Source organism: Haladaptatus halobius (genome assembly GCF_020618475.1).
Lineage (GTDB): Archaea > Halobacteriota > Halobacteria > Halobacteriales > Haladaptataceae > Haladaptatus > Haladaptatus halobius.
On record NZ_CP085335.1, the window covers coordinates 2,024,869 to 2,050,016 of the forward strand.

At 64.5% G+C, this 25,148-nt stretch carries 36 protein-coding genes and 1 pseudogene; 21 read left to right on the forward strand and 16 right to left on the reverse strand.

Annotated elements, in window-relative coordinates; translation table 11 throughout:
• The first annotated feature begins 233 nt into the window (after positions 1-233).
• From LIW51_RS11710 to LIW51_RS11720, 3 genes are all read left to right on the forward strand, one after another.
• Positions 234-1,754: a phosphoenolpyruvate carboxykinase (ATP) gene (locus LIW51_RS11710; protein WP_227374307.1), complete on the forward strand. Its 1,521-nt coding sequence runs from the start codon at positions 234-236 to the stop codon at positions 1,752-1,754.
• 122 nt (positions 1,755-1,876) lie between these two features.
• Positions 1,877-2,599, forward strand: a complete 723-nt coding sequence (locus LIW51_RS11715; RefSeq protein WP_227374308.1) for an SDR family NAD(P)-dependent oxidoreductase — start codon at positions 1,877-1,879, stop codon at positions 2,597-2,599.
• Entirely contained in the window at positions 2,599-3,669 is a 1,071-nt protein-coding gene (locus tag LIW51_RS11720) for an S-adenosylmethionine:tRNA ribosyltransferase-isomerase (protein ID WP_227374309.1), read from the forward strand. The genes LIW51_RS11715 and LIW51_RS11720 overlap by 1 nt, the downstream gene beginning before the upstream one ends.
• Positions 3,670-3,725: 56 nt before the next feature.
• Here LIW51_RS11720 and LIW51_RS11725 read toward each other — a convergent pair whose 3' ends face one another.
• Positions 3,726-4,169: a VOC family protein gene (locus LIW51_RS11725; protein WP_227374310.1), complete on the reverse strand. Its 444-nt coding sequence runs from the start codon at positions 4,167-4,169 to the stop codon at positions 3,726-3,728.
• 233 nt (positions 4,170-4,402) lie between these two features.
• Entirely contained in the window at positions 4,403-4,855 is a 453-nt protein-coding gene (locus LIW51_RS11730; protein ID WP_227374311.1) for an ester cyclase, read from the reverse strand.
• 134 nt (positions 4,856-4,989) lie between these two features.
• Here LIW51_RS11730 and LIW51_RS11735 point away from each other — a divergent pair, with 134 nt between their 5' ends.
• Complete coding sequence (locus LIW51_RS11735; RefSeq protein ID WP_227374312.1) at positions 4,990-5,508, forward strand: AAA family ATPase; 519 nt, start codon at positions 4,990-4,992, stop codon at positions 5,506-5,508.
• A gap of 83 nt (positions 5,509-5,591) precedes the next feature.
• On the opposite strand, the gene LIW51_RS11740 is transcribed toward LIW51_RS11735, so the two are convergent.
• On the reverse strand, positions 5,592-5,891 hold the full coding sequence (locus tag LIW51_RS11740; protein ID WP_227374313.1) for a hypothetical protein: 300 nt from the start codon (positions 5,889-5,891) through the stop codon (positions 5,592-5,594).
• On the opposite strand from LIW51_RS11740, the gene LIW51_RS11745 reads away from it, so the two are divergent.
• Positions 5,877-6,119: a hypothetical protein gene (locus LIW51_RS11745; RefSeq protein ID WP_227374314.1), complete on the forward strand. Its 243-nt coding sequence runs from the start codon at positions 5,877-5,879 to the stop codon at positions 6,117-6,119. The genes LIW51_RS11740 and LIW51_RS11745 overlap by 15 nt on opposite strands.
• 58 nt (positions 6,120-6,177) lie before the next feature.
• Here LIW51_RS11745 and LIW51_RS11750 read toward each other — a convergent pair whose 3' ends face one another.
• The 4 genes from LIW51_RS11750 to LIW51_RS11765 all read right to left on the reverse strand — a co-directional run bounded on the left by LIW51_RS11750 (position 6,178) and on the right by LIW51_RS11765 (position 8,420).
• Positions 6,178-6,720, reverse strand: coding sequence for a uracil-DNA glycosylase (locus LIW51_RS11750; protein WP_227374315.1), 543 nt, complete (start codon positions 6,718-6,720; stop codon positions 6,178-6,180).
• A gap of 105 nt (positions 6,721-6,825) precedes the next feature.
• Positions 6,826-7,389 (reverse strand): metal-dependent hydrolase, encoded by a 564-nt coding sequence (locus LIW51_RS11755; RefSeq protein WP_227374316.1) that lies wholly within the window; start codon positions 7,387-7,389, stop codon positions 6,826-6,828.
• A gap of 86 nt (positions 7,390-7,475) precedes the next feature.
• The gene (locus LIW51_RS11760; protein WP_227374317.1) at positions 7,476-8,114 is read right to left on the reverse strand and encodes a phosphatase PAP2 family protein; all 639 of its coding nucleotides are present in this window, start codon (positions 8,112-8,114) and stop codon (positions 7,476-7,478) included.
• Between the two features lie 87 nt (positions 8,115-8,201).
• A complete protein-coding gene (locus tag LIW51_RS11765) occupies positions 8,202-8,420 on the reverse strand; it encodes a DUF8015 family protein (RefSeq protein WP_368411788.1) in 219 nt (72 codons plus the stop codon).
• Between the two features lie 27 nt (positions 8,421-8,447).
• Between LIW51_RS11765 and LIW51_RS11770 the strand changes: the two genes are divergently transcribed.
• Positions 8,448-9,449, forward strand: a complete 1,002-nt coding sequence (locus LIW51_RS11770; RefSeq protein ID WP_227374319.1) for a DMT family transporter — start codon at positions 8,448-8,450, stop codon at positions 9,447-9,449.
• 65 nt (positions 9,450-9,514) lie between these two features.
• On the opposite strand, the gene LIW51_RS11775 is transcribed toward LIW51_RS11770, so the two are convergent.
• Entirely contained in the window at positions 9,515-11,080 is a 1,566-nt protein-coding gene (locus tag LIW51_RS11775; protein ID WP_303659910.1) for a right-handed parallel beta-helix repeat-containing protein, read from the reverse strand.
• A gap of 137 nt (positions 11,081-11,217) precedes the next feature.
• On the opposite strand from LIW51_RS11775, the gene LIW51_RS11785 reads away from it, so the two are divergent.
• The 3 genes from LIW51_RS11785 to LIW51_RS11795 all read left to right on the forward strand — a co-directional run bounded on the left by LIW51_RS11785 (position 11,218) and on the right by LIW51_RS11795 (position 12,551).
• Positions 11,218-11,898 carry a helix-turn-helix domain-containing protein gene (locus LIW51_RS11785; RefSeq protein WP_227374320.1) on the forward strand — a complete coding sequence of 227 codons (681 nt, stop codon included), beginning with the start codon at positions 11,218-11,220 and terminating at the stop codon, positions 11,896-11,898.
• Positions 11,899-12,133: 235 nt separating this feature from the next.
• A complete protein-coding gene (locus tag LIW51_RS11790) occupies positions 12,134-12,334 on the forward strand; it encodes a DUF7835 family putative zinc beta-ribbon protein (RefSeq protein WP_227374321.1) in 201 nt (66 codons plus the stop codon).
• A gap of 22 nt (positions 12,335-12,356) precedes the next feature.
• Positions 12,357-12,551 carry a DUF7563 family protein gene (locus tag LIW51_RS11795; protein WP_227374322.1) on the forward strand — a complete coding sequence of 65 codons (195 nt, stop codon included), beginning with the start codon at positions 12,357-12,359 and terminating at the stop codon, positions 12,549-12,551.
• Between the two features lie 76 nt (positions 12,552-12,627).
• On the opposite strand, the gene LIW51_RS11800 is transcribed toward LIW51_RS11795, so the two are convergent.
• Complete coding sequence (locus LIW51_RS11800; RefSeq protein WP_227374323.1) at positions 12,628-13,281, reverse strand: HAD family hydrolase; 654 nt, start codon at positions 13,279-13,281, stop codon at positions 12,628-12,630.
• A 62-nt stretch (positions 13,282-13,343) separates the two neighbouring features.
• Here LIW51_RS11800 and LIW51_RS11805 point away from each other — a divergent pair, with 62 nt between their 5' ends.
• Positions 13,344-13,613, forward strand: coding sequence for a DUF8593 domain-containing protein (locus tag LIW51_RS11805; RefSeq protein WP_227374324.1), 270 nt, complete (start codon positions 13,344-13,346; stop codon positions 13,611-13,613).
• 57 nt (positions 13,614-13,670) lie between these two features.
• On the opposite strand, the gene LIW51_RS39125 is transcribed toward LIW51_RS11805, so the two are convergent.
• The 3 genes and pseudogenes from LIW51_RS39125 to LIW51_RS11815 form a co-directional block, all read right to left on the reverse strand.
• On the reverse strand, positions 13,671-13,976 hold the full coding sequence (locus LIW51_RS39125; protein ID WP_368411735.1) for a hypothetical protein: 306 nt from the start codon (positions 13,974-13,976) through the stop codon (positions 13,671-13,673).
• A gap of 56 nt (positions 13,977-14,032) precedes the next feature.
• Positions 14,033-14,345, reverse strand: a pseudogene (locus tag LIW51_RS39130) (nucleoside triphosphate pyrophosphohydrolase).
• 81 nt (positions 14,346-14,426) lie between these two features.
• Positions 14,427-14,735, reverse strand: coding sequence for an ATP-binding protein (locus LIW51_RS11815; protein WP_255766655.1), 309 nt, complete (start codon positions 14,733-14,735; stop codon positions 14,427-14,429).
• Here LIW51_RS11815 and LIW51_RS11820 point away from each other — a divergent pair.
• A complete protein-coding gene (locus LIW51_RS11820; protein WP_227376830.1) occupies positions 14,728-15,354 on the forward strand; it encodes a hypothetical protein in 627 nt (208 codons plus the stop codon). The two genes, LIW51_RS11815 and LIW51_RS11820, sit on opposite strands and share 8 nt — an antisense overlap.
• Positions 15,355-15,513: 159 nt before the next feature.
• Positions 15,514-15,690, forward strand: a complete 177-nt coding sequence (locus LIW51_RS11825) for a hypothetical protein (RefSeq protein WP_227374327.1) — start codon at positions 15,514-15,516, stop codon at positions 15,688-15,690.
• Between the two features lie 124 nt (positions 15,691-15,814).
• Here the strand turns inward: LIW51_RS11825 and LIW51_RS11830 are convergent, their stop codons facing one another.
• Positions 15,815-16,714: a ZIP family metal transporter gene (locus tag LIW51_RS11830; protein ID WP_227374328.1), complete on the reverse strand. Its 900-nt coding sequence runs from the start codon at positions 16,712-16,714 to the stop codon at positions 15,815-15,817.
• Between the two features lie 146 nt (positions 16,715-16,860).
• On the opposite strand from LIW51_RS11830, the gene LIW51_RS11835 reads away from it, so the two are divergent.
• Both LIW51_RS11835 and LIW51_RS11840 read left to right on the forward strand, forming a co-directional pair.
• Entirely contained in the window at positions 16,861-17,778 is a 918-nt protein-coding gene (locus LIW51_RS11835; protein WP_227374329.1) for an alpha/beta hydrolase, read from the forward strand.
• A gap of 76 nt (positions 17,779-17,854) precedes the next feature.
• The gene (locus tag LIW51_RS11840; protein ID WP_227374330.1) at positions 17,855-18,238 is read left to right on the forward strand and encodes a DUF7344 domain-containing protein; all 384 of its coding nucleotides are present in this window, start codon (positions 17,855-17,857) and stop codon (positions 18,236-18,238) included.
• Here the strand turns inward: LIW51_RS11840 and LIW51_RS11845 are convergent.
• Positions 18,232-18,699: a metal-dependent hydrolase gene (locus tag LIW51_RS11845; protein ID WP_227374331.1), complete on the reverse strand. Its 468-nt coding sequence runs from the start codon at positions 18,697-18,699 to the stop codon at positions 18,232-18,234. The two genes, LIW51_RS11840 and LIW51_RS11845, sit on opposite strands and share 7 nt — an antisense overlap.
• 84 nt (positions 18,700-18,783) lie before the next feature.
• On the opposite strand from LIW51_RS11845, the gene LIW51_RS11850 reads away from it, so the two are divergent.
• From LIW51_RS11850 to LIW51_RS11860, 3 genes are read left to right on the forward strand one after another with little or no spacing between them, the layout of a single operon-like run.
• Positions 18,784-19,476, forward strand: a complete 693-nt coding sequence (locus LIW51_RS11850) for an SDR family NAD(P)-dependent oxidoreductase (protein ID WP_227374332.1) — start codon at positions 18,784-18,786, stop codon at positions 19,474-19,476.
• Positions 19,452-19,658 (forward strand): hypothetical protein, encoded by a 207-nt coding sequence (locus LIW51_RS11855; RefSeq protein ID WP_227374333.1) that lies wholly within the window; start codon positions 19,452-19,454, stop codon positions 19,656-19,658. The genes LIW51_RS11850 and LIW51_RS11855 overlap by 25 nt, the downstream gene beginning before the upstream one ends.
• Positions 19,655-20,170 (forward strand): DedA family protein, encoded by a 516-nt coding sequence (locus LIW51_RS11860; RefSeq protein WP_227374334.1) that lies wholly within the window; start codon positions 19,655-19,657, stop codon positions 20,168-20,170. Before LIW51_RS11855 ends, LIW51_RS11860 begins: the two co-directional genes overlap by 4 nt.
• Positions 20,171-20,182: 12 nt before the next feature.
• On the opposite strand, the gene LIW51_RS11865 is transcribed toward LIW51_RS11860, so the two are convergent.
• Positions 20,183-20,623, reverse strand: coding sequence for a hypothetical protein (locus LIW51_RS11865; protein ID WP_227374335.1), 441 nt, complete (start codon positions 20,621-20,623; stop codon positions 20,183-20,185).
• An 85-nt stretch (positions 20,624-20,708) separates the two neighbouring features.
• Between LIW51_RS11865 and LIW51_RS11870 the strand changes: the two genes are divergently transcribed.
• Positions 20,709-21,038: a transcription factor S gene (locus LIW51_RS11870; protein WP_227374336.1), complete on the forward strand. Its 330-nt coding sequence runs from the start codon at positions 20,709-20,711 to the stop codon at positions 21,036-21,038.
• 87 nt (positions 21,039-21,125) lie between these two features.
• Here the strand turns inward: LIW51_RS11870 and LIW51_RS11875 are convergent, their stop codons facing one another.
• Positions 21,126-21,542: a DoxX family protein gene (locus LIW51_RS11875; RefSeq protein WP_227374337.1), complete on the reverse strand. Its 417-nt coding sequence runs from the start codon at positions 21,540-21,542 to the stop codon at positions 21,126-21,128.
• Positions 21,543-21,693: 151 nt separating this feature from the next.
• Here LIW51_RS11875 and LIW51_RS11880 point away from each other — a divergent pair, with 151 nt between their 5' ends.
• The 3 genes from LIW51_RS11880 (at position 21,694) to ppc (ending at position 25,123) form a co-directional block, all read left to right on the forward strand.
• Complete coding sequence (locus LIW51_RS11880) at positions 21,694-22,032, forward strand: winged helix-turn-helix transcriptional regulator (protein ID WP_227374338.1); 339 nt, start codon at positions 21,694-21,696, stop codon at positions 22,030-22,032.
• On the forward strand, positions 22,019-22,327 hold the full coding sequence (locus LIW51_RS11885; protein WP_227374339.1) for a hypothetical protein: 309 nt from the start codon (positions 22,019-22,021) through the stop codon (positions 22,325-22,327). The genes LIW51_RS11880 and LIW51_RS11885 overlap by 14 nt, the downstream gene beginning before the upstream one ends.
• Before the next feature lie 108 nt (positions 22,328-22,435).
• Positions 22,436-25,123, forward strand: a complete 2,688-nt coding sequence (gene ppc, locus LIW51_RS11890) for a phosphoenolpyruvate carboxylase (protein ID WP_227374340.1) — start codon at positions 22,436-22,438, stop codon at positions 25,121-25,123.
• The last annotated feature ends 25 nt before the right edge of the window (positions 25,124-25,148 follow it).

Below are 25,148 nucleotides of genomic sequence, written 5' to 3' on the forward strand. Positions count from 1 at the left end.
CGGGTGGTCGAAATCATCGATAAATGCGCACGTCTTCGTTCGATTTCTCCCATGTGCCGGTAGGACACGGCTGAGCGCGCCGTGCGTGACCGCAGGCGGTCGGCGAACCGCGTTCAACGAGGATTATTTACTCGCTTTCGAATCCTGATTCCGCCGGGAATCGTGTTATGACACCGCTAAGCCGTCATAAACCGTGCATAATTATACGTCCGCACGTATCCTTTCCAACCACGATGTCAGACTCTGGGCAGTCAGTCCGAACGCCGAAGACGGCGCTCCCCGATCCCGTCGAGGCGGACAACATCATCTACGATCCATCGTTAGACCAACTCCGCGAGTTCTCGAAGGAGTTCGAGACCACGACGGAGTTCGGCTCCCCATCGTACGTCAGCGACCAGCGCTCGCGCAACGCTGACAAGACGAAGAACGCGGTGGACGAGGAGTTCGGCCCGAGCGACTACGCGCACATCGAGGACGCGACCGAGTACGCCCGAGAACACGAGATGGTCTGCGTGGATCGCAGGATGGGTCGCCACGCGGAGCACTCCTATCGCTGCCGGTTGTACGTCCCCAAGTGCTACGGCCGCATCGCCCTGGGCTGGGCGAAGTTGTTCAAACCCGTCGAGGAAGAGGCCGAACCGGACTTCGTCACGATTCAGATTCCCGAGTGGGACGAAATCGCCGTCCGCATCCTCCCCGAGGAGGGTGTGACAGCGGTGCTCGGGAGCGACTACACCGGCGAAGCCAAGAAGTCGTTCCTCCGGCTGTTCATGTTCCACGCCAAACGTAAGGGTGGTCTCGGCCTCCACGCCGGAAGCAAGCGCGTCGCGCTCCACGACGCCGACGGCGAACTCCGGAACGTCGGACAGGCGTTCCTTGGACTCTCCGCGACCGGGAAATCGACGCTGACCGCCCACGGCCTCTGGCTCGACGAGGGTGCAGGCGAAGAGGCGACGATGCTGCAAGACGACGTGTGCGCCCTGCTCCCCGACGGAACTATCGCCGGGAGCGAGGGTAACGGACTGTTCGTCAAGACCAACGGATTGGACGCGGCCGAACAGCCGGCGATGTACGACGCCGTGACCCACGAGTCCGCGGTGCTCGAAAACGTCGACGTGGCCGACGACGGAACCGCGGACTTCGACAGCGACCACCACACCTCCAACGGTCGGGCAATCATCCTCCGCGATCAACTCTCGTCAGCGGGCGACGACATCGACCTCGATGGAGTCGACCAAGTGTTCTTCATCACCCGGAACCCGACGATGCCTCCGGTCGCCAAACTCTCCGCCGAAGAAGCCGCCGCGGCGTTCATGCTCGGCGAGTCCATCCAGACCAGCGCCGGTGACCCATCGAAAGCCGGCGAGTCGATCCGCGTCGTCGGCACGAATCCCTTCATCGTCGGGTCGAAAGGCGAAGAGGGCAACCGGTTCCGCGATCTCATCGACGATCTCGGCGTGGACTGTTTCGTCCTCAACACGGGTTACCTCGGCGAGAAATCGAAGGACATCGGCGTCCAGGAGTCGGTGACCATCCTCCGCGAAATCGCCCGCGACACCGTCGAGTGGACGGACGACGAGGCGACGGGCCTCACGGTTCCCAGTTCGGTGCCCGGCATGAACATCGAGGAGTTCGCCGTGGCCGACCACGTCGCCGACCACGAGCGGCGGTTAGCGGAGTTACGAACCGAGCGGCAAGTCCATCTCGACATATTCGATGACCTCGACTCGGAGATCAAAGACGCCGTCTACTGAACGGTCGGCGAGGCGTTCGACGCGAACTGACACCGTTCCTACCGGAATCGATTTCCGTTCTCCCGCCAACATAAATTAATTTCCGCTGATATTTATCGTCCCGCCAGACCTCTAGTCGAGTGATGACCGACACGACACCTACGACGGTCGTCACCGGGGCTTCCCGCGGCCTCGGCGCGACCATCGCCGACTACCTCGCCGGCGCAGGCCACGACCTCGTCCTCGTCGCTCGCGGCCGCGACGCCCTCGAATCCACCGCCGACTCGCTTCCCGGCGACGGTCGCGTGACCACCGTTGCCGCCGACGTTACGAACGCCGACGGTCGACGGCACATCGCCGACGCCGCCGCCGACTTCGCGCCCGTCACCGCGCTGGTCAACAACGCGTCTGCGCTCGGGCCGAGTCCCCTCCCGAACGTAGACGCGCTTGATCCCGACGACTTCCGCCGCGTCCTCGACACCAACGTCGTCGCTCCGGTCGCGCTCGTTCGGGCGCTCGACCCCTCCTTCGCTCCGGACGCCCTCGTCGTCAACGTCTCCAGCGACGCCGCCGTGGAAGCGTATCCGGGATGGGGAGCCTACGGTTCGAGCAAGGCCGCACTTGACCACCTCACCCGCATCCTCGCGACCGAGCGCGACGACCTCCATCCCGTGAGCGTCGACCCCGGCGATATGCGAACCGACATGCACCAACGCGCGTTTCCCGGCGAAGACATCGGCGACCGCCCAACCTCCGACGTGACCGTCCCGTTCTGGGCGTGGCTGTTCGGCCGCTCCCCCGAAATCGTTCGCGGTCGCCGGTTCCGCGCGCAGGCCGACGACTGGCTCGAAACGGGGGCGGCGTGATGCCCGCCACCGTCACCGCCGAGGTCGACCTCGGATTCCACCGCCCCGGCGACCTCACGGCCACCGTCCCCGCGGAAGTTCGGTGCTTCGACTGCCGCCGCGACGACGTCAACCTCCTCGTCTCCGACGGGGACGACCACCGCGTCGCGGCGTTCACCAGCATCGCGGAGTTCCTCGACGGCGGCGACCTCGTCGTCGCCAACGACTCCGCCACCCTCCCGGCGAGCCTTCCGGCGACCGGGCCGCCGGGCGAGGTCGTCCTCAACCTCGCCACCGACTACGGCGACCGCGTCTGGCTCGCCGAACCGCGCCGCAGCCGCGCCGACCCGGGGCCGCTCGACCTCACTCCCGGCGACGAGTTTCTCGTCGGAGCGGCAACCGCCCGCGTCGTCGCCCGACACCCCGCCATCGACCGCTTCCTGTTCGTCCGGTTCGACGCCGACCCGTACGAAGTGATGGCCGCCCGCGGCCGCCCGGTTCGGTACGGTTACGTCGCCGACGAGTTCCCGCTCGACGCGTACCAGACGCCCGTCGCGTCGGTTCCCGGTAGCAGCGAGATGCCCTCCGCTGGACGCGCGCTCACCGCCCGCGTCCGCGACCGACTCGCCGACGCTGGCGTCGGGTTCACAACCATCACCCTCCACACCGGCCTTTCGAGCCTCGACGCCATCGACGTTCCCGACTGGCGGGATGCGGTCACGCCGGAACCGGTCACCGTCGCCCCCGAAACCGCGCGGGCCGTGACCGAGACGCGCGCCCGAGGCGGTCGCGTCGTCGCAGTCGGAACCACCGTCGTTCGCGCGCTCGAAACCGCCACCACCCCGGACGGCAATACGCACTCCATCGACGGCTTCACTCGGCGCGTCGTCGGCCCGGAGACGGGTGCTCGGTCGGTCGATACACTCCTCACCGGACTGCACGACCCCGAGACAACCCACCTCGCCATGCTGTACGCCGTCGGCGGCGAATCGACCGTTCGAACCGCCTACGACGACGCCGTCCGCCACCGCCTCCGCTGGCACGAGTTCGGCGACCTCCACCTCCTCCGCGCCGACGACGGACGACGCTGAATCGCTCTCCGTCGACGTGAGAGAACCCGTTCGGAGGAAAAAAACGAGTCGGTAGGTTACTCCGAATCGGGTCGGTCGACCACCGTCTCGAAGTCGAGTTCAGTATCGACCGGTTCGGTGAAGACGAGCCTGTACCCGTCCGGGTCGGCCAGCGCGATTTCCCGCGTGTTCCACGGCGTTTCGGCTGGTTCTCGCACGACGGTCGCGTCGTGTTCCGTCGCACGTTCGAAGACGTCCGACACGGTTTCGTCTTCGGCGTTGAGATACAGGGACAGACCTCGTCCGCGCTCGCCCCCGTCCGCTTCGGCGGGGACGAGCATCACGTCCGCGTACCGGCGGTATCGGAGGTGGGAGAGACCCGGAAGCGGTGCGACTTCTCGGAAGCCGGCGACGCTCCGGTACCAGTCGGTCGAAGCGTCGAGGTCGGTCACCGCGAACTGTGCGAACATCGGCATCGGATAGATGTCGGCGTCTGGTTTCGATTCGTCGTCTGTTGGCATCGTTGGAGTTTAGTGTAACGTTGGGACTACGCGGCGCGTAGCAGCGATTCGGAGAGCGGGCGCTCGATCCACGGCGAGTAGTGTACCCGGCGCGGAGCGGGCGAGAACGAGAGGAGTCCGTTACAGCGCCATCCTACCGGTTCGTACCGTGACGGTGTACTTAATCGTTTCCAGACGGTGGAGGACAAAGAGAAACGTGAATCTCGGTGTTGGTCGCTGTGTGGGTGGCCTGATCAGTCGCCCCCCGATTCCCGACCGAGTTCGTCGAGCGGCGGCACGACGCCGAGTTGCTGGAACATGCCGAGCGCGTCGTAGTTCGTCCACATCTCGACTATCTTCCCGTCCGCCACGTGGTACAGCTCCATCCCCGACACCGTCACTCGTTCGCCCGTCGGTTCGATGCCCGCGAGTTCGCCTTCGTGGGTGCCACGTGCGGTGTACCGGAGCGCCACGGTGTCGCCCTCGGCGACCATCTCCTCGGCCGCGTACTCAGAGTCGGGAAAGGCGGTACGATACGCTTCCACGTACTCCTTGTAATCGTCTCGACCCTGCGTCTCGTCCGGTGACGACGGGTCGTGAAGGACGAAGTTCTCGTCGTAAATCTCGTCAATCATCTCGACGTTGCCGTCCCCCCAGACCTCCTCGATGTCGCGTCGAACGAGTTCCTTGTTTTCTTCGGGTGCCATCGTCTTCCCCCGCGAACGAATCGACGCCTAACGTAATCAAGGACGGGGTCGGAGTCGAGCGCCGACGGACGTGCGGTACCGAAACGTTCTTGACAGCATCCGGACAACCTCGGACTCCCTCTCGAACCACGACCATGACGATGAATCGAATCGCGGTGCTCGGAACGCCGGGCGCCGGAAAGTCGACGTTCGCCAAGCGACTGGGGGAGCGACTGGACGTTCCTGTCGCGCACCTCGATGCCCACTTCTGGGAGCCGGGGTGGGAGAAGCCGGAGACGAGCGACTGGGAGGCGACCCACCGAGAACTGATGCGACCCGAGTCGTGGATACTCGACGGAAACTACGGGAGCACCATCGACGCCCGACTCGAAGCGGCGGACACCGCGATCTTGTTGGACATTCCGCGACACATCTGTCTGTGCCGGGTTCTCGAACGCTGGCTTCGAAACCGCGGGCAGACACGACCGGACATGGCCGACGGCTGCGTCGAGAAGATCGACATCGAATTTCTCCGGTACACGTGGAACTTCGCCGCGGACAAGATTCCGAAGATGGAGCGAAAGTTCGAACGGCAGGGCGAGGAACTCACCGTCGTTCGACTGCGGTCGAACGAGGAGCGCGAGGCGTTCCTCGAACGCCTCCGCGACGAGTGACGGGAGACCGGTTTCGGGCGAAGGTGAGCGACCGGGCACGAAAACGAACCGATGGCGGCGACCGGCGAGAACGGGAACCGTGGCTACTCCGCATCGGAGCGCGCTCCCGCGGTCGAATCGGCAGAAAGCTCATGTAGGACGTTATCGTGCGTAGCGTCATGGCCTTCCGTCGCCTCTGCGCCGGCCTCGTCGGTTCCTCCCGAAACGAGCGACGAGAACGGCCCTCCTCGCCGTCGCGCTCTTCGTCGCGTCGGCCGCGATTTTCGCCACGGTGCCGCGGTTTGAATCCCCGTTCGCCTCGCCGGTTCACCGACTGCTGTACTCCGCCAACCACCTGCTCTGGTGGGAGTACTACGCGGTCGATCTCGTTGCGGGAGTCGCACTCCTCACCGCGCCGCCGGAGCCTGCGGCGCGCGTGGACGCTCGCCTTCGCGGGCGCGGCCGGCGTCGGCGTCAACCTCGGCGGAATCGGGTTAACGGGCGGCCCACCAAGTCTCGTCTTCTGGCTCCTGTGGGCGGGCGGTCTCGGCCTCGCCGCCGCACTCGCGCTCGACACGGTCGGATTTCTCATCGGTGCAGGACTCCGACGGATTAGACGGTCTCACGACTGATCGTTCTACGGTGACCACGTGCGAAGGCCGCGACCGACCGTCGCGTCGTGGAACGGTTCTACACCCGACCGAACACCGACTTTAGATCCTGCTCCATCTCGCCCTTCTTGCTCTCATCGTAGAATGTCGCCGCCGGGTGGTACGTCGGGACGACGTCGTGGTCGGCGAGTTCGAACGTCTCGCCGTGAACGTCCGAGATGTTCTCGTCGGTGTCGAGCAGTTCGCGGGTGGCGAAACTCCCGAGCGGGACGATGACGGTGGGGTTCACCCGCTCGATTTCGGCTTCGAGCACCGGCCACCACGCATCTATCTCGGCCCGCCGGGGGTCGCGGTTCTCCAGCGGACGAACCTTGACGAGGTTGGTGATGTAGAGGTCGCGGCGACCGACGCCGATGGATTCGAGCGCGCTGTTCAACCGTCCCCCTGCGCTTCCGACGAACGGTTCCCCCTGTTCGACTTCCTGCTCGCCCGGGGCTTCGCCGACCAGCATCACGTCCGCGTCGAGCGGGCCGACCGACGGGACGAAGCGCGAGCGGTCGAACTGCTCCTCCGGCACCGCGGCGAGCACGTCTTCGAACTCAGATTCGAACGTCGGACTCATGGGACGTGTTTCGGCGTGCAGTGCCGAAAAGGGAACGGCCACGCCCGCGCGGTTCGAGCGAATGACCTGGGTCGTGAGAGATTTCGCCCGACCTCTCGCCCGGAACTACGTCTTCTGGATGCGGTAGCGGTTCTCGAACGGGAACTGGTTTAGGTACATAAGTCCGAAGTGAATCGCGGCGGCGACGATGAGGAGACCGAGGTTCCACCACGCCGACGAGTAGTAGATGAGGTCGAACGAAACCGGCTTGTCGAAGAACGGCCAGAACGGCTCGACGGGTTGGGCGATGTCGGGCGCGGACAGCATATCGGTGAAGAGATGGCTGAGTCCGCCGAGGAGGAGACCGCCGACCACGAACAGGTGTATCGCCCCCTTCGATACGATCTCCCCTTCACTTTCGACCCACCACCGTTGGAGCATCGGCTTGACCACCGGCGCGGCTACGAGTCCGGCGACGACCGCGACCACGGTGACGAACAGGACGGTGTGCGTGACGCCGTGGTGTTCGACCCCCGGAATCATGTGTCGCAACACGAGGTCGACGTCGGGGAGCATCACGGTCGCCAAGACGAATCCGACGAACGCGAGGGCCACGCGCCCGTCCCAGACGAACCAGACCGGAAGCGCCCACAGGAGGCCCATCGCGATGTGGCCCATCAGTTTGACCATGGTTCAATGTCGGCGCGAAACGCCATAAAACGAGTTGTTGGACCATCACCATCGCGGGGACGACGAGGAGAATCGGTCTCCGAGACTCAAGCGATAGCCGACTCGCGGTCGGCGTGTGACGACTTGGCGACCCGTAACCGGTAGAGACCGACGACGATGACGGCGGCGATGAAGAACCCGCCTATCGTCTGCGCCCACGTGTGGGCGTCGAGAACGATACGGTTCGGAACCATCACGACGGGGATCGCGAGCAGTGGCCAGAACTTTCGGGCCACGAGCGTGAGATAGAGCGTCGGCATCAGCGCGATGATGACGTGCCCGGAGACGTTCCAGAACGGCGAGAGCGCCATGTACGGTATCGTCACCGCGGCGAGCGCCTGCATCGCGCCCGGCACGAGCGACCCCCACTCGAAGCGTCGCCAGAGATACCACGTCACGCCGGCGGAGATGAACACGCCGCTCGCCACCAGCGCGTCCACCTGCCACGCGTTCCCCTTCATGGTTTTCATCGGCCCGGTTCCGGTGACGAGCATGTACGCCGCTGTCGGGGTGAGCGAGCACACCCCCGAACCGAGAAACGCCGCGATGCGACGCCAAAGCACCGACCTCTCGGCGCCCTGCAAACGCCACTCGTGATGGATGAGGACGATGATTCCGACGCCGAGCACCGTGATCGGATGGAAGACGTAGGGGTAATACTCCATCGCTCGATGTACGGGATTCATCGGACGAATCTAGGCGTCTACCGACCAAAATACCTGTGGCGTATCGAACCCGCTACCGACGGAGCCGCGCTCCGAAACCTCACCGACTCAGTTCAGCGCGTTGACCTCGTTCATCAGGTCGCGCGGTTCGTCGACTGGACCGTTCACGAACAGCCCGTGTCCGATGATCGTGCTGGCGAGGACTCCCCCGGCGATGACCGCCACCGGCAAGGAGACCGCGGTCAGGAGTCCGACACCAGCACCGAGGAACATGCTGGCGGCGATACCGAACAGGACGAGGTCGTAGTACTGCCACGTGTAGCCCAAATGACTCTGTTGTGGTTCCAGCACCGAATGTCTGTGGGCGACACCGATTCGGCCCCGACCGTCGCAAACAAGGCGGCCGCTCGCGTGTACGGAAACAGCCGAATGGACACGAACTCCACCCGCGTGCCGACCTTCGCGTTGTTCCTTCTCGTCACCGTCTTGTTCGGGACGGCGTTTCCGGCCATCGAGGTCGGACTGGCGTTCCTTCCGCCGTTGCTGTTCGCCGCCGCGCGATATTATCTCTCCGCGACCGTGCTGCTCGCCTACGCAGTTCTCGCGACGGATCGATGGCGACCCCGTACGCAGGGGGATCGAACGGCGGTCGCCGCCGGAGGGGTGCTGTTCATCGGTGGAACCGGCTTTACGTTCCTCGGCCAGCAGTTCACGACCGGCGGCGTCGCCTCCATCATCGTCAGCCTCTCCCCCATCCTCACCGCCCTCCTGGGGTGGGGGTTGCTCCCCGACGAACGGTTGTCCGCCCGCGGATTCCTCGGCGTCGTCGTGGGGTTCATCGGCGTGGCGATCATCGTCGATCCGACCCCGACGAACCTACTCGACCAGACGTCGGTCGGTCGACTTCTGATACTGATCGCCACGGCGGTCGTGACCCTCGGAACCGTTCTCGTCCGTCGCAGTCACCCCACCCTCGCCGTGCCTGCGCTTACCGGGTGGTCGATGCTGGTGGGTGCGTCGATTCAACTGGTCATCGGCGTGGCACTCGGCGAATCGCCGGCGGCGGTCGAGTTCGAACCGGCCGCCGCCGCCACGGTCATCTACCTTGGCGTGTTCGCCGGTGCCGTCGCGTTCCTCGGCTACTTCACGCTCCTTGACCGGTCGGGGGCGCTCGAAGCCAATCTTGTGACGTACGTGAATCCCGTGGTCGCACTCGTCATCGGCCACGTCCTCCTTCGGGAACCGGTTTCGGTAACGGCACTCGTCGGCTTCCTCGTCATCCTCGTCGGGTTCGCGCTGCTGAAAAACAAGGAGTTGGTGGCGACGCTGTCGGAGTATCGCGGCCCGGGTCGGTGAACCACCTAGACGAGCGCGGCCCAGTCGCAGCGGGCCGCTCGAAGGGCGTTGCCGTTTCGGGCCGATTAGCGAATCCACGCCTCCCAATACACGGTCTCCGTCGAATCGGCCGGCTCGCCGTCGGGTGCCATCAGTCGGATCTCGACCCTCTCCTCGTCGATTTCCGCGGGAAACGCCCGAATTTCGGACTCGGTTTGCAGCGTGACGCCGGTCGGTTGGTCTGTGAGACCGTGGCGAATCTCCCCGCCGTCTGCCACCGCCTCCCGACCGCCGTTTTCGGTTCGGTACCCGACGTTGTCCCGGAGCAGTTCGGGTCGTCCCTCGAACCGGAGCGCACCCTCGGCGTGTCCCGAGAACGTGTTCCCGACGATCTTCGTCCCCTCGTGGTCGGCCGCGAATGCGACCCCGACCTGCTGCGTCGGGTCGTCACGGTCGTCGTAACAGTCGTTCCCCGAAATCGACGCGCAGCGGTACGGTTCGGTTCCCGCGAACGCGACGCCCGCTGCGTCGTCCACCCCTCCGGTTCCGTTTCGGAATAGGGCACAGTCAGTGACGCGCAGGTGGTCGCCCCCGTTCTCGAATCGGACTCCCGACCGGGCATTCTCGAAAGCGGCGGAGTCCGACACCGACACCGCCCCGTCCACGGGTTCGGCGACGAAGGCACCGCAGCCACTGTTTCCCGAGAGTTGGCAGTCAGCCACGTCGAGCACGGGGCCGGCGCCGTCGAGCACTGCGACGCCGTGCTCCCCGTTGTCGACCGCGTGGCAGTCGGCGATGCGGTGTTCGGTCGCGGGCGGCGACGTGTCGTCCTTGTCGCTCACGACGAACCCGTGCTCGTCGTTCTTGGTCGCGGAACAGCCGACGAACTTCACGGCTCGATCCGCCGAGTCGCGGAAGCCGATGCGATTCCTCCGCGCGGTACAGCCGACCGCGGTCATGAATCCGGCGTGGACGTTCTCGGCGTCGGGGCCTTGGGCTTCGAACATCACGCCGTTGTTCCCGTTGTCCACGGCGTGGCAGTCGGAGACGGTGACCGTCTCCGCCGAGAAGCGCCCCGCCCCGATTCCGATGCCGTTCGACCCGATGTCGCCGGGCGACCAGAGCCGCCCGTTTCGCTCGGCGATACAGCCGTGGACGAGGCTGTCGACCATGAAGTCCGTCCCGATTCCGGTCGCGGGCGCGCCGTAGGCGTATACGGCGACGATTCGACACCGCGTCACGTTCTGGAAGTAGATGCACTTCTCGCCGGTCGAGTACGTCTCCCCGTCGCCGAGGGCCGAGCAGTCGATGGTCATCGCCTCGACCGAGAGGTCGGTCAGGGGGTCGTCCGCGGTTCCGAACCCTTCGAGCGCCGCGTAGTCGTCGCCGTTGGCCACCAGCGTCGTCGCGCCCATCCCTTCGCCGCGGAATCGGACGCCGGAGCGAAGCGTCACCGGCGATTCGACGCGGTAGGTGCCAGGTGGAAGATAGACGGTTCCTCCGCCTTCCGCGGCCGCGTCTACGGCGTCCTGGATGCCCGTCGCGTCGTCGGTCGTACCGTCGCCCGACGCGCCGTACGCGACCGCGTCGTGCCACGGTTTTCCCGCAAAGAAGGCGTTCTCGGTCGTCGAATCGCTTGGCGAGTCGTCCATGACTCTTCCCTCTGTTCGAATCGGTAAATCGCTCCCGGCCGACGTGGAAACCCGGGACGGGTTCTCCGAATCGCGGATGGAATCGTCGATTACGGAGCCGGTTGTACTAAACCGATGCTGTCCGAAGATACGAGCGAATGTCGGTCGTCGCCAACTTCCGTCTGGAAACGCCGGTTCTCCGGCGAGCGTTTCGGGACGTTCCCGACTTAGCCGCCTCGGTGGTACAGCAGACCGCGACACCGTCGATCGCCTCGACGATGACGTTTCGGACGAGCGGCGACGATTTCGACGTCTTCGAAGCCGGACTCGACGACGACCCGACCGTCGCCGACTGGACGGTGCTGAGCGAAATCGACGGAACGAAACTCTACAGGGTGGAACTGTCCGAGCGCGGCGAGGAGTACGTCACCTACCAGCGCTGGGCCGAGTTGGGCGCGGTCTTCATGTCCGCGAAGCGGTCGGGCGACGGCTGGCGCGTTCAGATGCGCTTTCCGAATCGAGGGAGCGTTCAGGAGTACGCGACGTTCTGCAGCGAGCGCAACCTGACGTTCGACCTCTCCTGTCTCTACAGTGCGGACGGGGAGCGAGGGGACGGGTACGGTCTCACCGCCGTGCAGCGCGAAACGCTGCTCGCCGCCATCGACGCGGGGTACTATTCGATTCCTCGGGAAACCTCCGCCGAGGAGTTGGCGGAGCGGCTGGGAATCAGCCATCAGGCGGTATCCGAACGACTTCGGCGCGGAACCGAGACGCTGATTCGCTCGACGGTCGGCGAACCGACGGACGACGCCCGCGAGAGCGCGAGTCGAGAGGATTGACTACGGTCGACGAGAGCGATAGCGGGCGACGATTCGGCGGTTCCCGGCGGGAATTTTGAGAAGGAGAGACCACCGTTCCGGAATCTGTCGGCGGGAAGGGGTCACGGAAGGGCGACTTGCACACGCAGGTACAACGACGATTGGCGAGGAGGGAGTGCTACCTAGTAGCGTCGCACACTGACCCTGCCACGCTAGTAGAGCAGAATCAACCGATTCAACTCCCCACAGCGTCACCATGTCAACCACCCAATCAGACCTGAAAGAGACGGTCGAACAGTGCGAAAACTGCACCACGAAGACGCAACATCGGGTAACGGTCGAACTCATCACGGAGAGCGACGACGCGGAGAACGCCGAATACTCGCGGGAGCCGTACCGCGTCACGAAATGCACGCGGTGTGGTAGCGAATCCCAACAGCGGATGAACGACATATAGGGCTACGATCATGAGCGAATCAATGCGACCGACGGGAGGGACGACCCACAAGTATCGCTGTCGGAACTGCGGTTCGTTCGTCACGCGGGAGTTCGCCCGCGTCTTCGGCAACAACGACGACGAAGTGTTCGGCTGTCTGGACTGCATGTCGGCGACGAAGGTGAAAAACGGCGGTGCGCGCGCCGAGGACGCTGACGGTTCGTCGCTCGCGAGATAATCTCGTTTCATTCGCTCGCCGGGTGTGTTCTCGACTCGGCGGGAGAGACGAGCGTTTTCGTTCTCGACCGGAGACGCTACCCGAGGAGCGGGAGAATCTCGGGCAGGCTCTCGATTTCGTACGTCGGCTCGACGGAGAGGGTGTAGTCCGCTCGGTGCGGTCGGCGGATGAACGCCGAGTCGAGACCGGCGTTATCGGCGGCCAGCACGTCGCTCTCGCTGTCGCCGACGAACAGGGCATCCTCGACTCCCAAGTCCGCGAGCGCGCGTTCGAGGAAGTACGGTTCGGGTTTCTTCCGGTGGAATGCCTCGATGGTCGGCGGCCTGCCGTAGTAGGTCTCGAAATGACGACCGAGATCGAAGTGGTCGAGCATGAACTCGATGGTCGCGTGCTGGTTGGAACTGACGATGCCGAGCGGACGCTCGAACGATTCGAGTGCGTCCACGTCGTCGTAGGTCGTCGTTCGGCCCGCCCGGAGTTCCCGCAGTTGGGCCTCCGAGACGGCGCCGTCGCGCACCTTCCAGAACTCGGCCAGGTCGAGGTCGTAGGCGGTACACACCCGATCTAAATCGTCGGGCGTCACGGTGTGACAGATGGCATCGACGTGGTCGGGGTCGGGGTCAGCGCCAAATTCGGCGAACGTGGTCGTCGCGGCCTCGCGCAGCGTGGAGACGGTGGCGGGTTCCACGAGCACGCCGTCGTTGTCGAACAACACTGCGTCGTAGCTCATCGTCGAAACGTGCACGATGGACGACAGTAGCACTTCCGATTCCCCCGGCCGGAACGAACTCGGTGGTCGAGCGCGTACGACAGACGATGGATTCGGACTTGGACTTTACGGACAAGCAGGTCGGAAAGCGCGCTGTCGCCGCCGACGGAACCGAGGTCGGCGTCGTGGACGAGGTGCGGAACGGTTCGCTGTACGTCGAAGCCGGTTCCGACGCCGACCCCGACACGCTCGAAGAACTCAGGTGGGACGGCGTCGTCCACCAGTCGACCCACGAGCTACGGCGCCAGTTCATCGCCGATATCCGAGAGAACGTCGTTCAACTCTCGGTGTGACGTCTGTGAGAGAAACGTCCGAACGATTCGCTTCTTCGAACGGTCGTCGGAGTGCCGCTATTCCGCCGTCACGTTCCACTCGTCGTCGGTCACGCGCTGTTCGGCGAGCGTCTCGCCGTCGCCGAGCACTCGGAACTGGAATCCCCCGCCGTCTCGCTCGGTTTGGAGTCGGAGCGTCGTCGCGTCGGCGGTGAATTCGGTGCGCCGCTCGTCCGGGATCCTCTCGCGCTCTGCGGTCAGGCCGTAATCGTCGTACGAAATCCTCGCCGACTCCTCGATGGTTCCGTCTCCGCGAACCTCCGCGCGGATTCCTTCGCGGCTCTCGTTCTCGCGGACGACGAGCGTGTACGTCGTGATCGACATACCGGTGATTCTTCGCGGAGGCGTATTCTCGGCGGGGTTGCAGTCGCAGGGAGTTTTTACCTGACGCGCTCCAGCACGACGCCGTCTTCGAACCCGCCGCGCTCGTCGACTTTCTCGGCCCGCAACCGCTCTAGTTCGTCGCGCGAGACGTCCGCTCGGGCGGCGAGTGCATAGACGACCTCCCAGCACATCAGCCAATTCCTCCGGGTCGCCGGATTCGTGGAACTCAGCGACCTCCTCGTCCAGTTTCTCGGCGAGTCGTCGGTCGTACTCCCCGGCCTCTGCGACGTGCGTCGTCGGGTGTTCGTCGTTCGCTTCGATGATGTCGGGGATTCGGTCGCGGACGAGTTTATCGTACTCTTCGGACACGTGAGTACGGGTACGGAGGCGGATGAAATACGTATCGAACGCGGTCGTATCGTTTCGTCGAGTATCGGAAGGTTCGTCCGGCTATCGGCTCTCGTCCGACAGCTCGACGGTTCGGAACCGTAGTTTGAACAGCGCGCCATCGTCGCCGTCTTCGACCCAAACGTTGCCACCGTACTTCTCCATCAGGTGATCGACGAAAAAGAGGTCGAGTCCCTGCCCGTGGTGGAGGGGGCTGACCTCCTCCCGACCGAAGATGAGGTCGTGTTCGTCCTCAGGAACTCCGGGACCGTTGTCCTCCACCTCCACCGTCGCGTGCGACCCCTCGGTTTCGAGGTGGAAGTTCGCGCGCGGAACGGATGAGTCGTTGTGCTCGACGGCGTTCGTGAACACGGCTTCGAACGCGACTCCGACGGCGTCGTCGGCGGCGACGATACTTCCCGAACCGGTCGACGAACTGGCGGACGAGTACGACGACATCGTCGGCGGCCGCGACCGCTTTCTTTGGCAGTGGATTTACACACATTTCCCCTCGTTCACCTTGTCGTGCGGTCCGTCGGCGCACGCCGAGACGGTTCGAGCGCAGAAGACGATCCTCACGATGTTCGTGATGCTCTTGGACAACCTCGCGGAGGTGGGGCACGACCGGGATACGTTCGAGGAAGCGTGCCAGATACCGTATCGCGCCGAGACGGTGAATCTCGACCGCGACAGCCTAGACGCCGACCAACTCCGGTTCATCCAGCGAGTCTGGGACGCCTTCGAGCGCGGCATCGAAGACGCGCCGGAGCACGACGAGTACAGGGATATCTTCGACTGCGACCTCCGACAGACGCTCACCGCCATCGATTACTCCTGCGTCCTCAACGACCACGTCGAGATGGCGAACATGGCCGAAATCGAGCATTACGACCCCCACAACATGCTCATGTTCCCCTACGCGGACATCGACCTGATGTACTCCCCGGCGTTCGACCCCGACGACCTCGCTACGCTCCGCTCCGTCATCTAGGAACTGCAGCGGATGGCGTGAATCGGAAACTGGACGACGACGTGGGAGCGCGAACTTTCCGAAAGCGACTACACCGCCGGGCCGGTCGTCTACGCGCTGGAAAACGACTTCGTCTCGCCGGACGACCTCGACCAGGACGACGAGGACGCCATCGCGCGGGTGACGGCGACCATCGAAGACAACGATATCGAAGACCGATTCATCGCCGAGTGGCACCGGCGGTACGACGCGGTCAGAAACCGAGAGGAGCGAACGGACAGCGTCGATATCGGCTCGCTCGGCGACAGGATGCGGACGGTGCTCGCGTATCAGCTCGCCGCGCGGGGACTGAAGTAGTCCGCTGTCTCGCGCCGTTTTTGGTCGGAGTTCGAATTTCCCCTATAACGTACTCGATGGGCTTCGTAGCCCCGGTACGCCGACTTTGGAATCCAGTCGAGGAACTGTTATAAAGTAGATAACGCTATACCAAATCCGGCCGTTCGGTGTGAGCGAGACGAGCGGTGGCGGAGTAGCGATAGCTAGCGCTCGGACACAGCCACTCTCCATCGACGCCAGTATCCTGAAACTCACCCAGCGCCACGTCGAGGTAAAGCATCACGACGACGCCGAGCATCATCCCGAGGGTCGCCGCGCGCTCGTTTCCGCGGGCGTGGGTCTCGGGAACTATCTCGTCGCTGATGACGAACAGCATGCCGCCCGCCGCGAAGCCCATCGCGTACGGGAGGAGTGGCATCGCCACCTGCACCGCGAAGGCTCCGAACACGGCGAGCGGAATTTCGACGAGTCCGGCCCGGATGCCCGCGACTGCGGCGTAAAAGAGCGACCCGAAACCGGCGTTGCGCGCGGCGACGGCGACGGCCAGCCTCTCCGGAACGTTCTGGATGCCGATGGCGAGCGTCAACGCGAGCGCGTCGCCGAGGTTGCCCGCCCCGAAACCGACGCCGACGGCGAGTCCTTCGGGCATGTTGTGGAGCGTGATGGCGACGATGAAGAGGAGCACGGAGGCGGTTCGAGGGTCGGTCGAACCGTTCTCGCGGACGTCGCCGGTGATGACGACGTGGACGTGCGGAACCCACTGGTCGGCGCGGTCTAACACGAAGACGCCGAGGGAGAGTCCGACGATGACCGGGACGACGCCGCCGGCTTCGATGCCGGGGAGGATGAGACTGGTGAAACTCGCGGAGAGCATCACGCCGGCGGCGAACCCCAGCGCGGAATCGAGCGCGCGCTCGGAGGGGTTCGTCCAGAGGAGGACGAGGAGGGCGCCGAGTGTGTTGAGCGCCGCGATGATGATACCCCCGACCAGGCCCCACACGACGCGATTTTGCCCGACCAATCTGACGAACAGGTCTTCCACCATATCGGGGTTACGCTGGGAGACGAATCGCGGGGACAAAAATCCGGCGTCGGACGGATGTTCTCGTTCTGAAACCGGTGAACTGGAACCGACGAACCGCCGAGTCGGTGAACCGAGCTTTATGTCGTTCGTCGTCGTTGTGAAACCCGATGACGAACACTGGGGCGCGCGGACTGTCACGCCTGCGCTACGCGAAAAACGACGCCGATTTCGAGAGCGACGGGACGCGGTGCGCCGGGTGGCTGTACACGCCGGAGGGCGTCTCGAATCCGCCCGTCGTCCTGATGGCACCGGGGTTCGCCGGGGAGCGAACCTTCGGCCTGCCGGCCATCGCCGAACGGTTCGTCGCCCGCGGATTCGCCGTCTTCCTGTTCGACTACCGGGACTTCGGCGATAGCGACGGCGAGCCACGAAACCTCGTGAGCCCTACCCGGCACGTCGCCGATTGGGAAGCCGCCATCGACCACGTCCGGGGACTCGACGCCGTCGACCGCCGGAGGATAGCGCTCTGGGGCACGTCGTACAGCGGCGGACACGTTATCGAGGCAGCGGCGAACGACCATAGAATCGACGCCGTCGTCGCACAAATCCCCTTCGTGGACGGCCGGGCGGTAACCCGCAAGGCGGGCGTCAAAAAGGCGCTGAAAGGAACGATTGCCGGATTGCGCGACCTCGTCCGGAAGTACACCTTTCGAGACCCCTACACCGTGCCGATCGTAGGCGACCCGGACGAATTCGCCGTGATAAACGCGCCGGGTGCGAAAGCCGGGATGAAGCGCATCGTTCCCGACCCGCCTACGTGGAAGAACGAAATTCCGGCGCGCGTGTTCCTCAGCATCCCGTTCTACCGCCCGCTGTCGGTCGTCGAGGAGGTGACCTGTCCGATGCTCTTTCTGGCGGGGCGAGACGACGATATCGTCCCCGCGTCGCCCGTCGAGGAGGCCGCTGATCGCGCCGACGCGACGTACATTGAAATGCCGATCGATCATTTCGACGTGTACGATTTCGAGTCGGCGGACGCGGTAGGATACGAGACGGCCTTTCTCGACCGACATTTGCGCGAGTAGGTATATTTCTTCTGAGAATCAGAGAATCAATATAGCTAGCTTTATTCGTCATCTGTTTATATTACATTATCATAGAATGATTAAAGCGTCTGATGAGCGAAGTAGCGTGCTCTCGCTCGACGAGATCTTCGACGTGCTCGTCTCCCCGCGTCGGCGAAAGGCACTGTACGTCCTCTACGAGCGGTCAAAACCGGTCGGCGTCGACGACCTCGCCGCAGCGGTGGCGGCAGAGATGGAGGTGGACGCGGATCGGCTGGGTCGAATCGCCATCTCCCTCGACCACACGCACCTTCCGAAACTCGAACAGGCGCGACTGGTGAGTTACGACCGGAAGACGGGAGCCGTCGAACTGAACACCGTTCCGTGCCAGTTTAAACGCTATCTCCGATACGCGGCCGAAGACGACGAACTGTCGCAGGGGGAAGACGTGGTCGACCTGAACGACGCGAAAGCTCAGTAGAGTCCCCCGAGGAACCACGCTCCCCCACAGAGTATCGAACCGCCGACGAACAGGAGATAATTCGTCCTCGCATCGCTCGAAAGCGTCAGGTCGAGCGTGTAGTGTCTGGTGGAGAGGGGCCAGAGCGGCCGGATTCCCATCGGCGTGAGCACGTCCGCGAGGAGATGGGAGACGATCGCGAGCGACCCTACTAGCGCACCGAATCCGGCGAACCAGAGCCCGGCGAGGAGTCCGCCGACGACCCCGGCGACGAGACCGACGGCCACCGCGAAGGCGAGCGAGTGGGTCGGCCCTCGGTGACGCACTCGCCCCGTCTTCGAATCGAGATCGGGAAGCATCGTCAGCGCGAGGAGGACGACCCCGCCGACGAGCGCGCGATCGGCCAGTCCCCTCGCGACCAGCAGGAAACCGATCGGCGAGTAGAGTGCGAGCGCCACCCCGTAGTGGCCCGGACGATACATGGTTCTACTTGGAGTTGCGCGCGGTTAACCGCGGCGGAAGTCGGGACGGAAACCGGTTTCACGCACCCGCCCCTTGCTCCCGGCATGGACGAACTGACGGTCGTCGTCACGGGTGGCACGCGAGGAATCGGGAAGCAGGCCGCACGCGCGTTCGCGGGTGAGGGCGCGAACGTGGCACTCTGCGGGCGCGACGCGGACGCAGTCGAAGCGACCGTCGCGGACGTCGAGTCGACGGGGGGAGACGCGACGGGACTCCGGGCCGACGTGCGCGACGAGTTCGACGTGGAGCGCCTGATGGAGACCGCCGCCCGGTTCGGCGGTGACGGCATCGACGTGGTGGTGGCGAACGCCGGCGTCTACCACGGAACGCCCGGTCGGACGCCGCTCACGGCCGAATCGTACGCCGCCTTCGACGACACGTTTCGAGTCAACTGCCGCGGAGTGTACGCGACGATTCGGGAGGCCCTCCCGCACCTCGCGGACGACGGGCGGGTGCTGGTGACGACCGGCGGGGTCGGACATCAGTCGAAGGCGGGCTACGGTTCCTACGCGGTGTCGAAAGCCGGAGCCGAGGCGCTGGTGCGCGGCTTCTCGGCGGAACTCGACCGGACGGTCGCGGGCGTTGACCCCGGCACGGTCGCCACCGGGATGACGGACGGAGAGGGGCGCGACCCGGAGGACGTTGCCGGGCTGTTCGTCTGGGCCGCGACGGAGGCGACGGAAATCGACGGGGACATCGTCGGGGTGAAACGGTGGCGACGGGCGACGAGCGAGTGAATTTCACGCTCCGCGTCGGACAGTCGTCGTTCGTAAAAGTACCGCGTTCGTCTGGAGCCGAAACGTTAAGTCAGCCCTATGAGAAGTGGGCGTACATCTGGATGGCGAGCGAAGATACGGAACGCTTCCGTGTGGCCGATTGCCCGATGATCGTGGTCGAAGTCGACTCGCTCGACGGATGAGCGGTCTCACCGAGACGGCCCTCTCGTTGGTCGCGCAGTACGGCTTCGTCGCGGTGTTCGTGTTCGCGTTTCTGGAGTCCTCGATGCTGTTTCCGTTCCTGCCGAGCGAGCTCGTCCTTCCCTCGGCGGCGGCGCTGTTGGTGCATGGGCCGGTCGAATTCGCGGTGTTCGTGCTCGCGGCGACGTCGGGAACGACGGTCGGCGCGCTCGTCCCATACTACGTCGGCCACGAGGGCCACGAGGCGCTCGACCGCTACGGGCGCTACCTCCGCGTTTCGGAGCGCGAATCGGATCGCGCGCGTCGCTGGTTCAGACGATGGGGCGAACACTCCGTGCTCTGGGGTCGCCTCCTCCCCGTCCTTCGCTCGGTCATCTCAATTCCCGCGGGATTCGCCGAGATGCGCCTTCGCAAGTTCGTCGTCTACACGACGGTCGGGGCGCTCCTGTTCAACGCGGCGGTCGCGGGACTGGTGTATCTGGGTCGTGAAGACCTGCTCCACGCGTTACAGTGAGCTCGTACCCACCTACGACGCCCCGGAAATGGAATCGTCCTCGGCCCAGCAGTTGAAATCGACGACCATCTCGTCCGTTTCTTCGCCATCATCGTAGGAAACGACCCGGAACCGTCCGTGCGTCGGGCGCGAACCGAGGTGCTGGAAGTACGACCGACGGTCGTCGGTCGGTATCTCGTATTCGAGATTTCCCGCCAAGTCGTACACTCGGAGACGCTCCGTCGATTTCGGTGTCCCGCCGACGAGGTGGACGTGAAGGAGGGCGTCGTCGCCGTCGGGTCGAACGATAACTTCCTGGAGGATTTCGGAGTCGCCGTGTCTGACCACGCCGGCCTCGCAGTCGGCGCGCGACGATTCCGCCCGACCGGAACAGCCAGCGACCGCAGCGGTAGCGAGAGCCGTACCGGCGGCCAGTATCGCTCGTCTTGACATCAGGGTGGACCGGGAGGACATACGGCGGCGGACACGGCTGAGGCGCATAAGTCTTCTCGAAGAACCGGTACGTTGTGTTTTTGAGGCTCGGGCCGCTACTCGGGGTATGCAATTTTGCGACGACTGCGGTTCCATGATGAAATCCATGGGGTCGAAGATGGTCTGTGCGAACGACGACTGTCAGGCGACGACCGCGAAGGACGAGGAGCGCGCGAAGCAGTTCGTCTCCACCGAGGAGCAGGGCGATTCGGAAGTCATCGAAACCGAAGAGGGCGCAGACTTCGAAGGCAAACCCACCGCGAAGGACGTTATCTGCGACAAATGCGGTCACGACGTGGCGTGGTACACCATCAAACAGACCGCCTCCGCCGACGAACCGCCGACGCGCTTTTTCAAGTGCAAGGAGTGCGGCTATCGCTGGCGCGAGTACAACTGAACGCGCGACCCCGCGAGAAGTTTCGCCGCGATTCGGGTTCGGCTTCGAACGTCGTTACGACCGACGAAGGAAACCGCTGGTCGGTCGCTAGAAGAAGCGGATGCCGAGACTGAACGCCCAGTTCGACAGGCCGAGGATAGAGAGGGCGAGTGCACTGCCGGCCAGCGAGACGTTCTTCAGGAACTGCGTCATCTCGTTCTGCTGTTGTTCCTCCGGAACGGCCCAGAAGTCGTGCATCGTGAGGGCCGCGACGACGAGGAACACCGTGACGGCCGCCGCACCTAGGACGGGGAGAACGCCGGTCACGATGGCGATTCCGCCGAGGACGAGCACTGCGCCTGACCCGAGAACCGACAGCCTCGCTGCGGGAAGTCCCTTGTGCCGGGCGTAGCCGGTCATCCCCTCGGCGTCCAGGAAGTGGTTCAACCCCGTGAAAGCGATGACGCCGCCGAAGAGCACGCGGGCGACGAGTAGCACGATACCCTCGAACCCGGTAACCGCCATCAGTCGTCTACCTCCATGAGCGAACCGCGTCGTTCGGTGGTCGGTACGGTCGTGTCGGAGTCGCTCTGCAAAATAAGTTTCACAACGTTACCTGGTTCGTTTCAGAACCTATATATAAGTTCGGAGACAGAGGTAATAGTAGATAACATCGATGCCATCGACGCTTGAACGCTTCGAGACGACGGTCGAAGAGCAGAATGCGGAGGTGTGTGCGGTCGTCGAAGCCGTCGGGCAGATCGGCTCGCAGTGGCGCCTGATCGTCCTCCACGACCTCGCCGACGGCGAACAGCGGTTCAACGAACTCAAACGCTCGACGAGCGCCAATTCGCGGACGCTGTCGCGAGTGCTCGACGATCTTCAGGACGCCGGACTCGTCGACCGACGAGTCGAAAACAAACCCCTCACCACGCACTACAGTCTCACGGAGAAGGGCTTCGCCCTGTGTCCCGTCTTCACCGACCTCGAAGAATGGGCCGATGAGTGGCTCTAGTTCGCCACGGGGCGGGAGAACAGTCTCGCTCGTCGGGAGAACGACGCCGGAAACCGTAGCGACGCCGATGCACCGCTCGGTAGGCGCGCGATTTGAGCGGTTTCCGGTTCGCGTGCAACTCTGCTCGAAAAAACGACCGTCGGCGACCGAATCGGCGTCTCAACCCTCGATGTCGGCACCGCAAGCCGGACAGACGTGGCTACCGTTGGCGTTGTTTTTCGTCCCTGTCCACCCGCACTCGGGGCACAGAAGGAGGTTCGACATCCGATTCGACCATTCGGTTCCGTCCAGTTAACGCTACCCCCTCTCTCCACGCCGAACCGTCTCCGTCCGGAACGTACCGGGCGTTCGCAGTTTTCCCCTCAGACCGACGTTTTACGTGCCGTGACGACGACTATCCGGTATGCGATTGCATGCCAGAGATGTACGGCAAGACGTGCGCGAACTAGCCGCCCTGTTGGGCGACGTGCTCTCCCGGCAAGCATCGACCGAGGCATTCGAGACGGTCGAAACCTTGCGAACGGGTGCCATCGATTACCGGCGCGGCGACGCCGACTCCCGCGATACGCTCCGGGACGAAATCGCTCGCCTCTCGCCCGAACGCACGGGCCACGTCGCGCGGGCGTTCGCCACCTACTTCGAACTCATCAACCTCGCCGAGGAGCGCCAGCGCGTGCGGGCCATCCGCGAGGGAACGCAGGCCGGAACGCTGGAGGACAGTCTCCGCACCACCGCCGAGACGCTCGCAGAGGAGGACGCCGACTCGGAGACCGTCCGGCAGGTGCTGGAGGACGTGAACGTCGTCCCGACGTTCACCGCGCACCCGACCGAGGCTCGCCGGAAGACGGTGAAGGCGAAGCTCCGCTCGGTCGCGTTCCTGCTCGAAGAACTGGACGAACACCGTCTCACCGACCGCGAACGCGAGCGAGTCGAACGTCGACTGGAGAGCGAGATAATGGGCCTCTGGGAGACGCGACAGGTCAGAAAACGACGCCCAGAGGTGGCGGACGAGGCGCGAAACGTCCTCTGGTATCTGGAGAACGTTCTCTTCGACATCGTCGGCGAGGTGTACGACGAACTCGACCGAACCATCGGCGAAGAGTTCGACGCCGACGTTCCCGAACTGTTCGCCTTCCGGTCGTGGGCCGGGAGCGACCGCGACGGCAACCCGCACGTCACGCCCGAGGTCACGGCGGAGACGCTCGACCATCAGCGCGAGAGCGTGCTGGCGCGCTACCGCGACGAACTGAAGCGACTCTCGGGCGTTCTCAGTCAGGACGGTGACCGAGTCGAGACGAGCGGTCGGTTCGAATCGAGCCTCGACTCCGACCGGGAGCGATTTCCCACCATCGCCGAGCGGGCGACCGCCCGCTACCCCGACGAACCCTACCGCCAGAAACTCGCCCTTATGCGCGAGCGAATCGACCGTGTCGGGGGCGTGCGCCCCGGCGGCTACGAGGACGCCGACGAACTGCTGGCCGACGTGGACGTCATCGTCGACAGCCTCGGAGCAAACGGCGCGGAGAGCGTGGTCGAGGCGGAGGTCGAACCGCTCCGGCGGCGCGTCGAGACGTTCGGTTTCACGCTCGCGGCGCTCGATCTGCGCGACCATCAGGAGAACCACACGAGAGCCATCGCCGAAGTGCTGGAGCGCGAGGGCATCGATTACGAGTCGATGGACGAGGACGAGCGCATCGAACTGCTCACCGAGGCGATTCTGCAGGACGAACGTCTCATCGACCTCGACCCGTCCGGCCTCTCGGACGCCGCGGGGCGGGTGCTGACGCTCTTTTCGGAGACCGCCGACTGGCAGCGGGAGTACGGACAGGAGGCCATCGACACCTACTGCATCAGCATGACCGAGGAGCCGAGCCACGTCCTCGAGGTGCTGTTTCTCGCCGACCAAGCCGGAATCGCGGATCTGCCGGGGTACTGCGGACTGGACGTGGTTCCCCTGCTCGAAACCGAGTACGCCCTCTCGGGCGCCCGGCGCATCGTCGGGACGCTGTTCGAAAACGACGCCTACGCCGCCGCACTCGACGCTCGCGGGGGAACGCAGGAGATAATGCTCGGCTACTCCGACTCGAACAAGGAGAACGGCTTTCTCGCCGCGAACTGGAGCCTCTACCGCAATCAGAAGCGCCTCGCCGACATCGCGGACGATTACGACGTTACCCTCCGGTTGTTCCACGGGCGGGGTGGGTCGATATCGCGGGGCGGCGGCCCGATGAACGAAGCACTGCTGGCGCTTCCCCGCGAGACCGTCTCCGGACAGGTGAAGTTCACCGAGCAGGGCGAGGCCATCGCCGAGAAGTACGCCAACCCCGCCATCGCGGAGCGCAACGTCGAGCAGATGTTGGACGCCCAGATTCGCGCTCGGTACGACGCGCTCCGAGAGGATAGCGAAACCGTCCCCGACGAGTGGGTCGAATCGATGGACACCGCCGCGGACGCCGCCCGCGAGGAGTACCGCGACCTACTCGAAACCGAGGGCTTCGTCGCTTACTTCGAGGAGACGACGCCGATTCGGGTCATCGAAGACCTCAACCTCGGCTCCCGGCCCGCCTCGCGGTCGGGCGAGCGAACCGTCGAGGATCTCCGCGCCATCCCTTGGGTGTTCTCGTGGACGCAGTCGCGCTGTATCCTACCGGGGTGGTACGCCCTCGCCGCGGGTTTCGACGCGTACTTGGAAAACGGCGGCGATGTAGACACCCTGCAGGAGATGTACGATGAGTGGCCCTTCTTCCGAACGACGCTCGACAACGCGGCGATGTCGCTCGCCCGCACCGACCTCGAAATCGCCGAGGAGTACGCGACGCTGGCGTCCGCCGACCTGCGAGACGAGTTCTTCCTCCGACTTCGGGCGGAGTACGACCGATGCGTCGAACTCGTCAGCGACATCACTGGACGTAGCGGCCTTCTCGACCGGGAGTGGCTCCAAGAGAGCCTCTCGCGTCGGAATCCGTACGTCGACCCACTCAACCTCCTCCAAGTGCATCTGCTCCGCCAGAAGCATCTCACCGAGACCGAACGGCGCGCCCTCCGACTGACGGTGACCGGGGTCGCCGCCGGGATGAAGAACACCGGTTGAACGTCGTCCGCAACAAAGATTACGG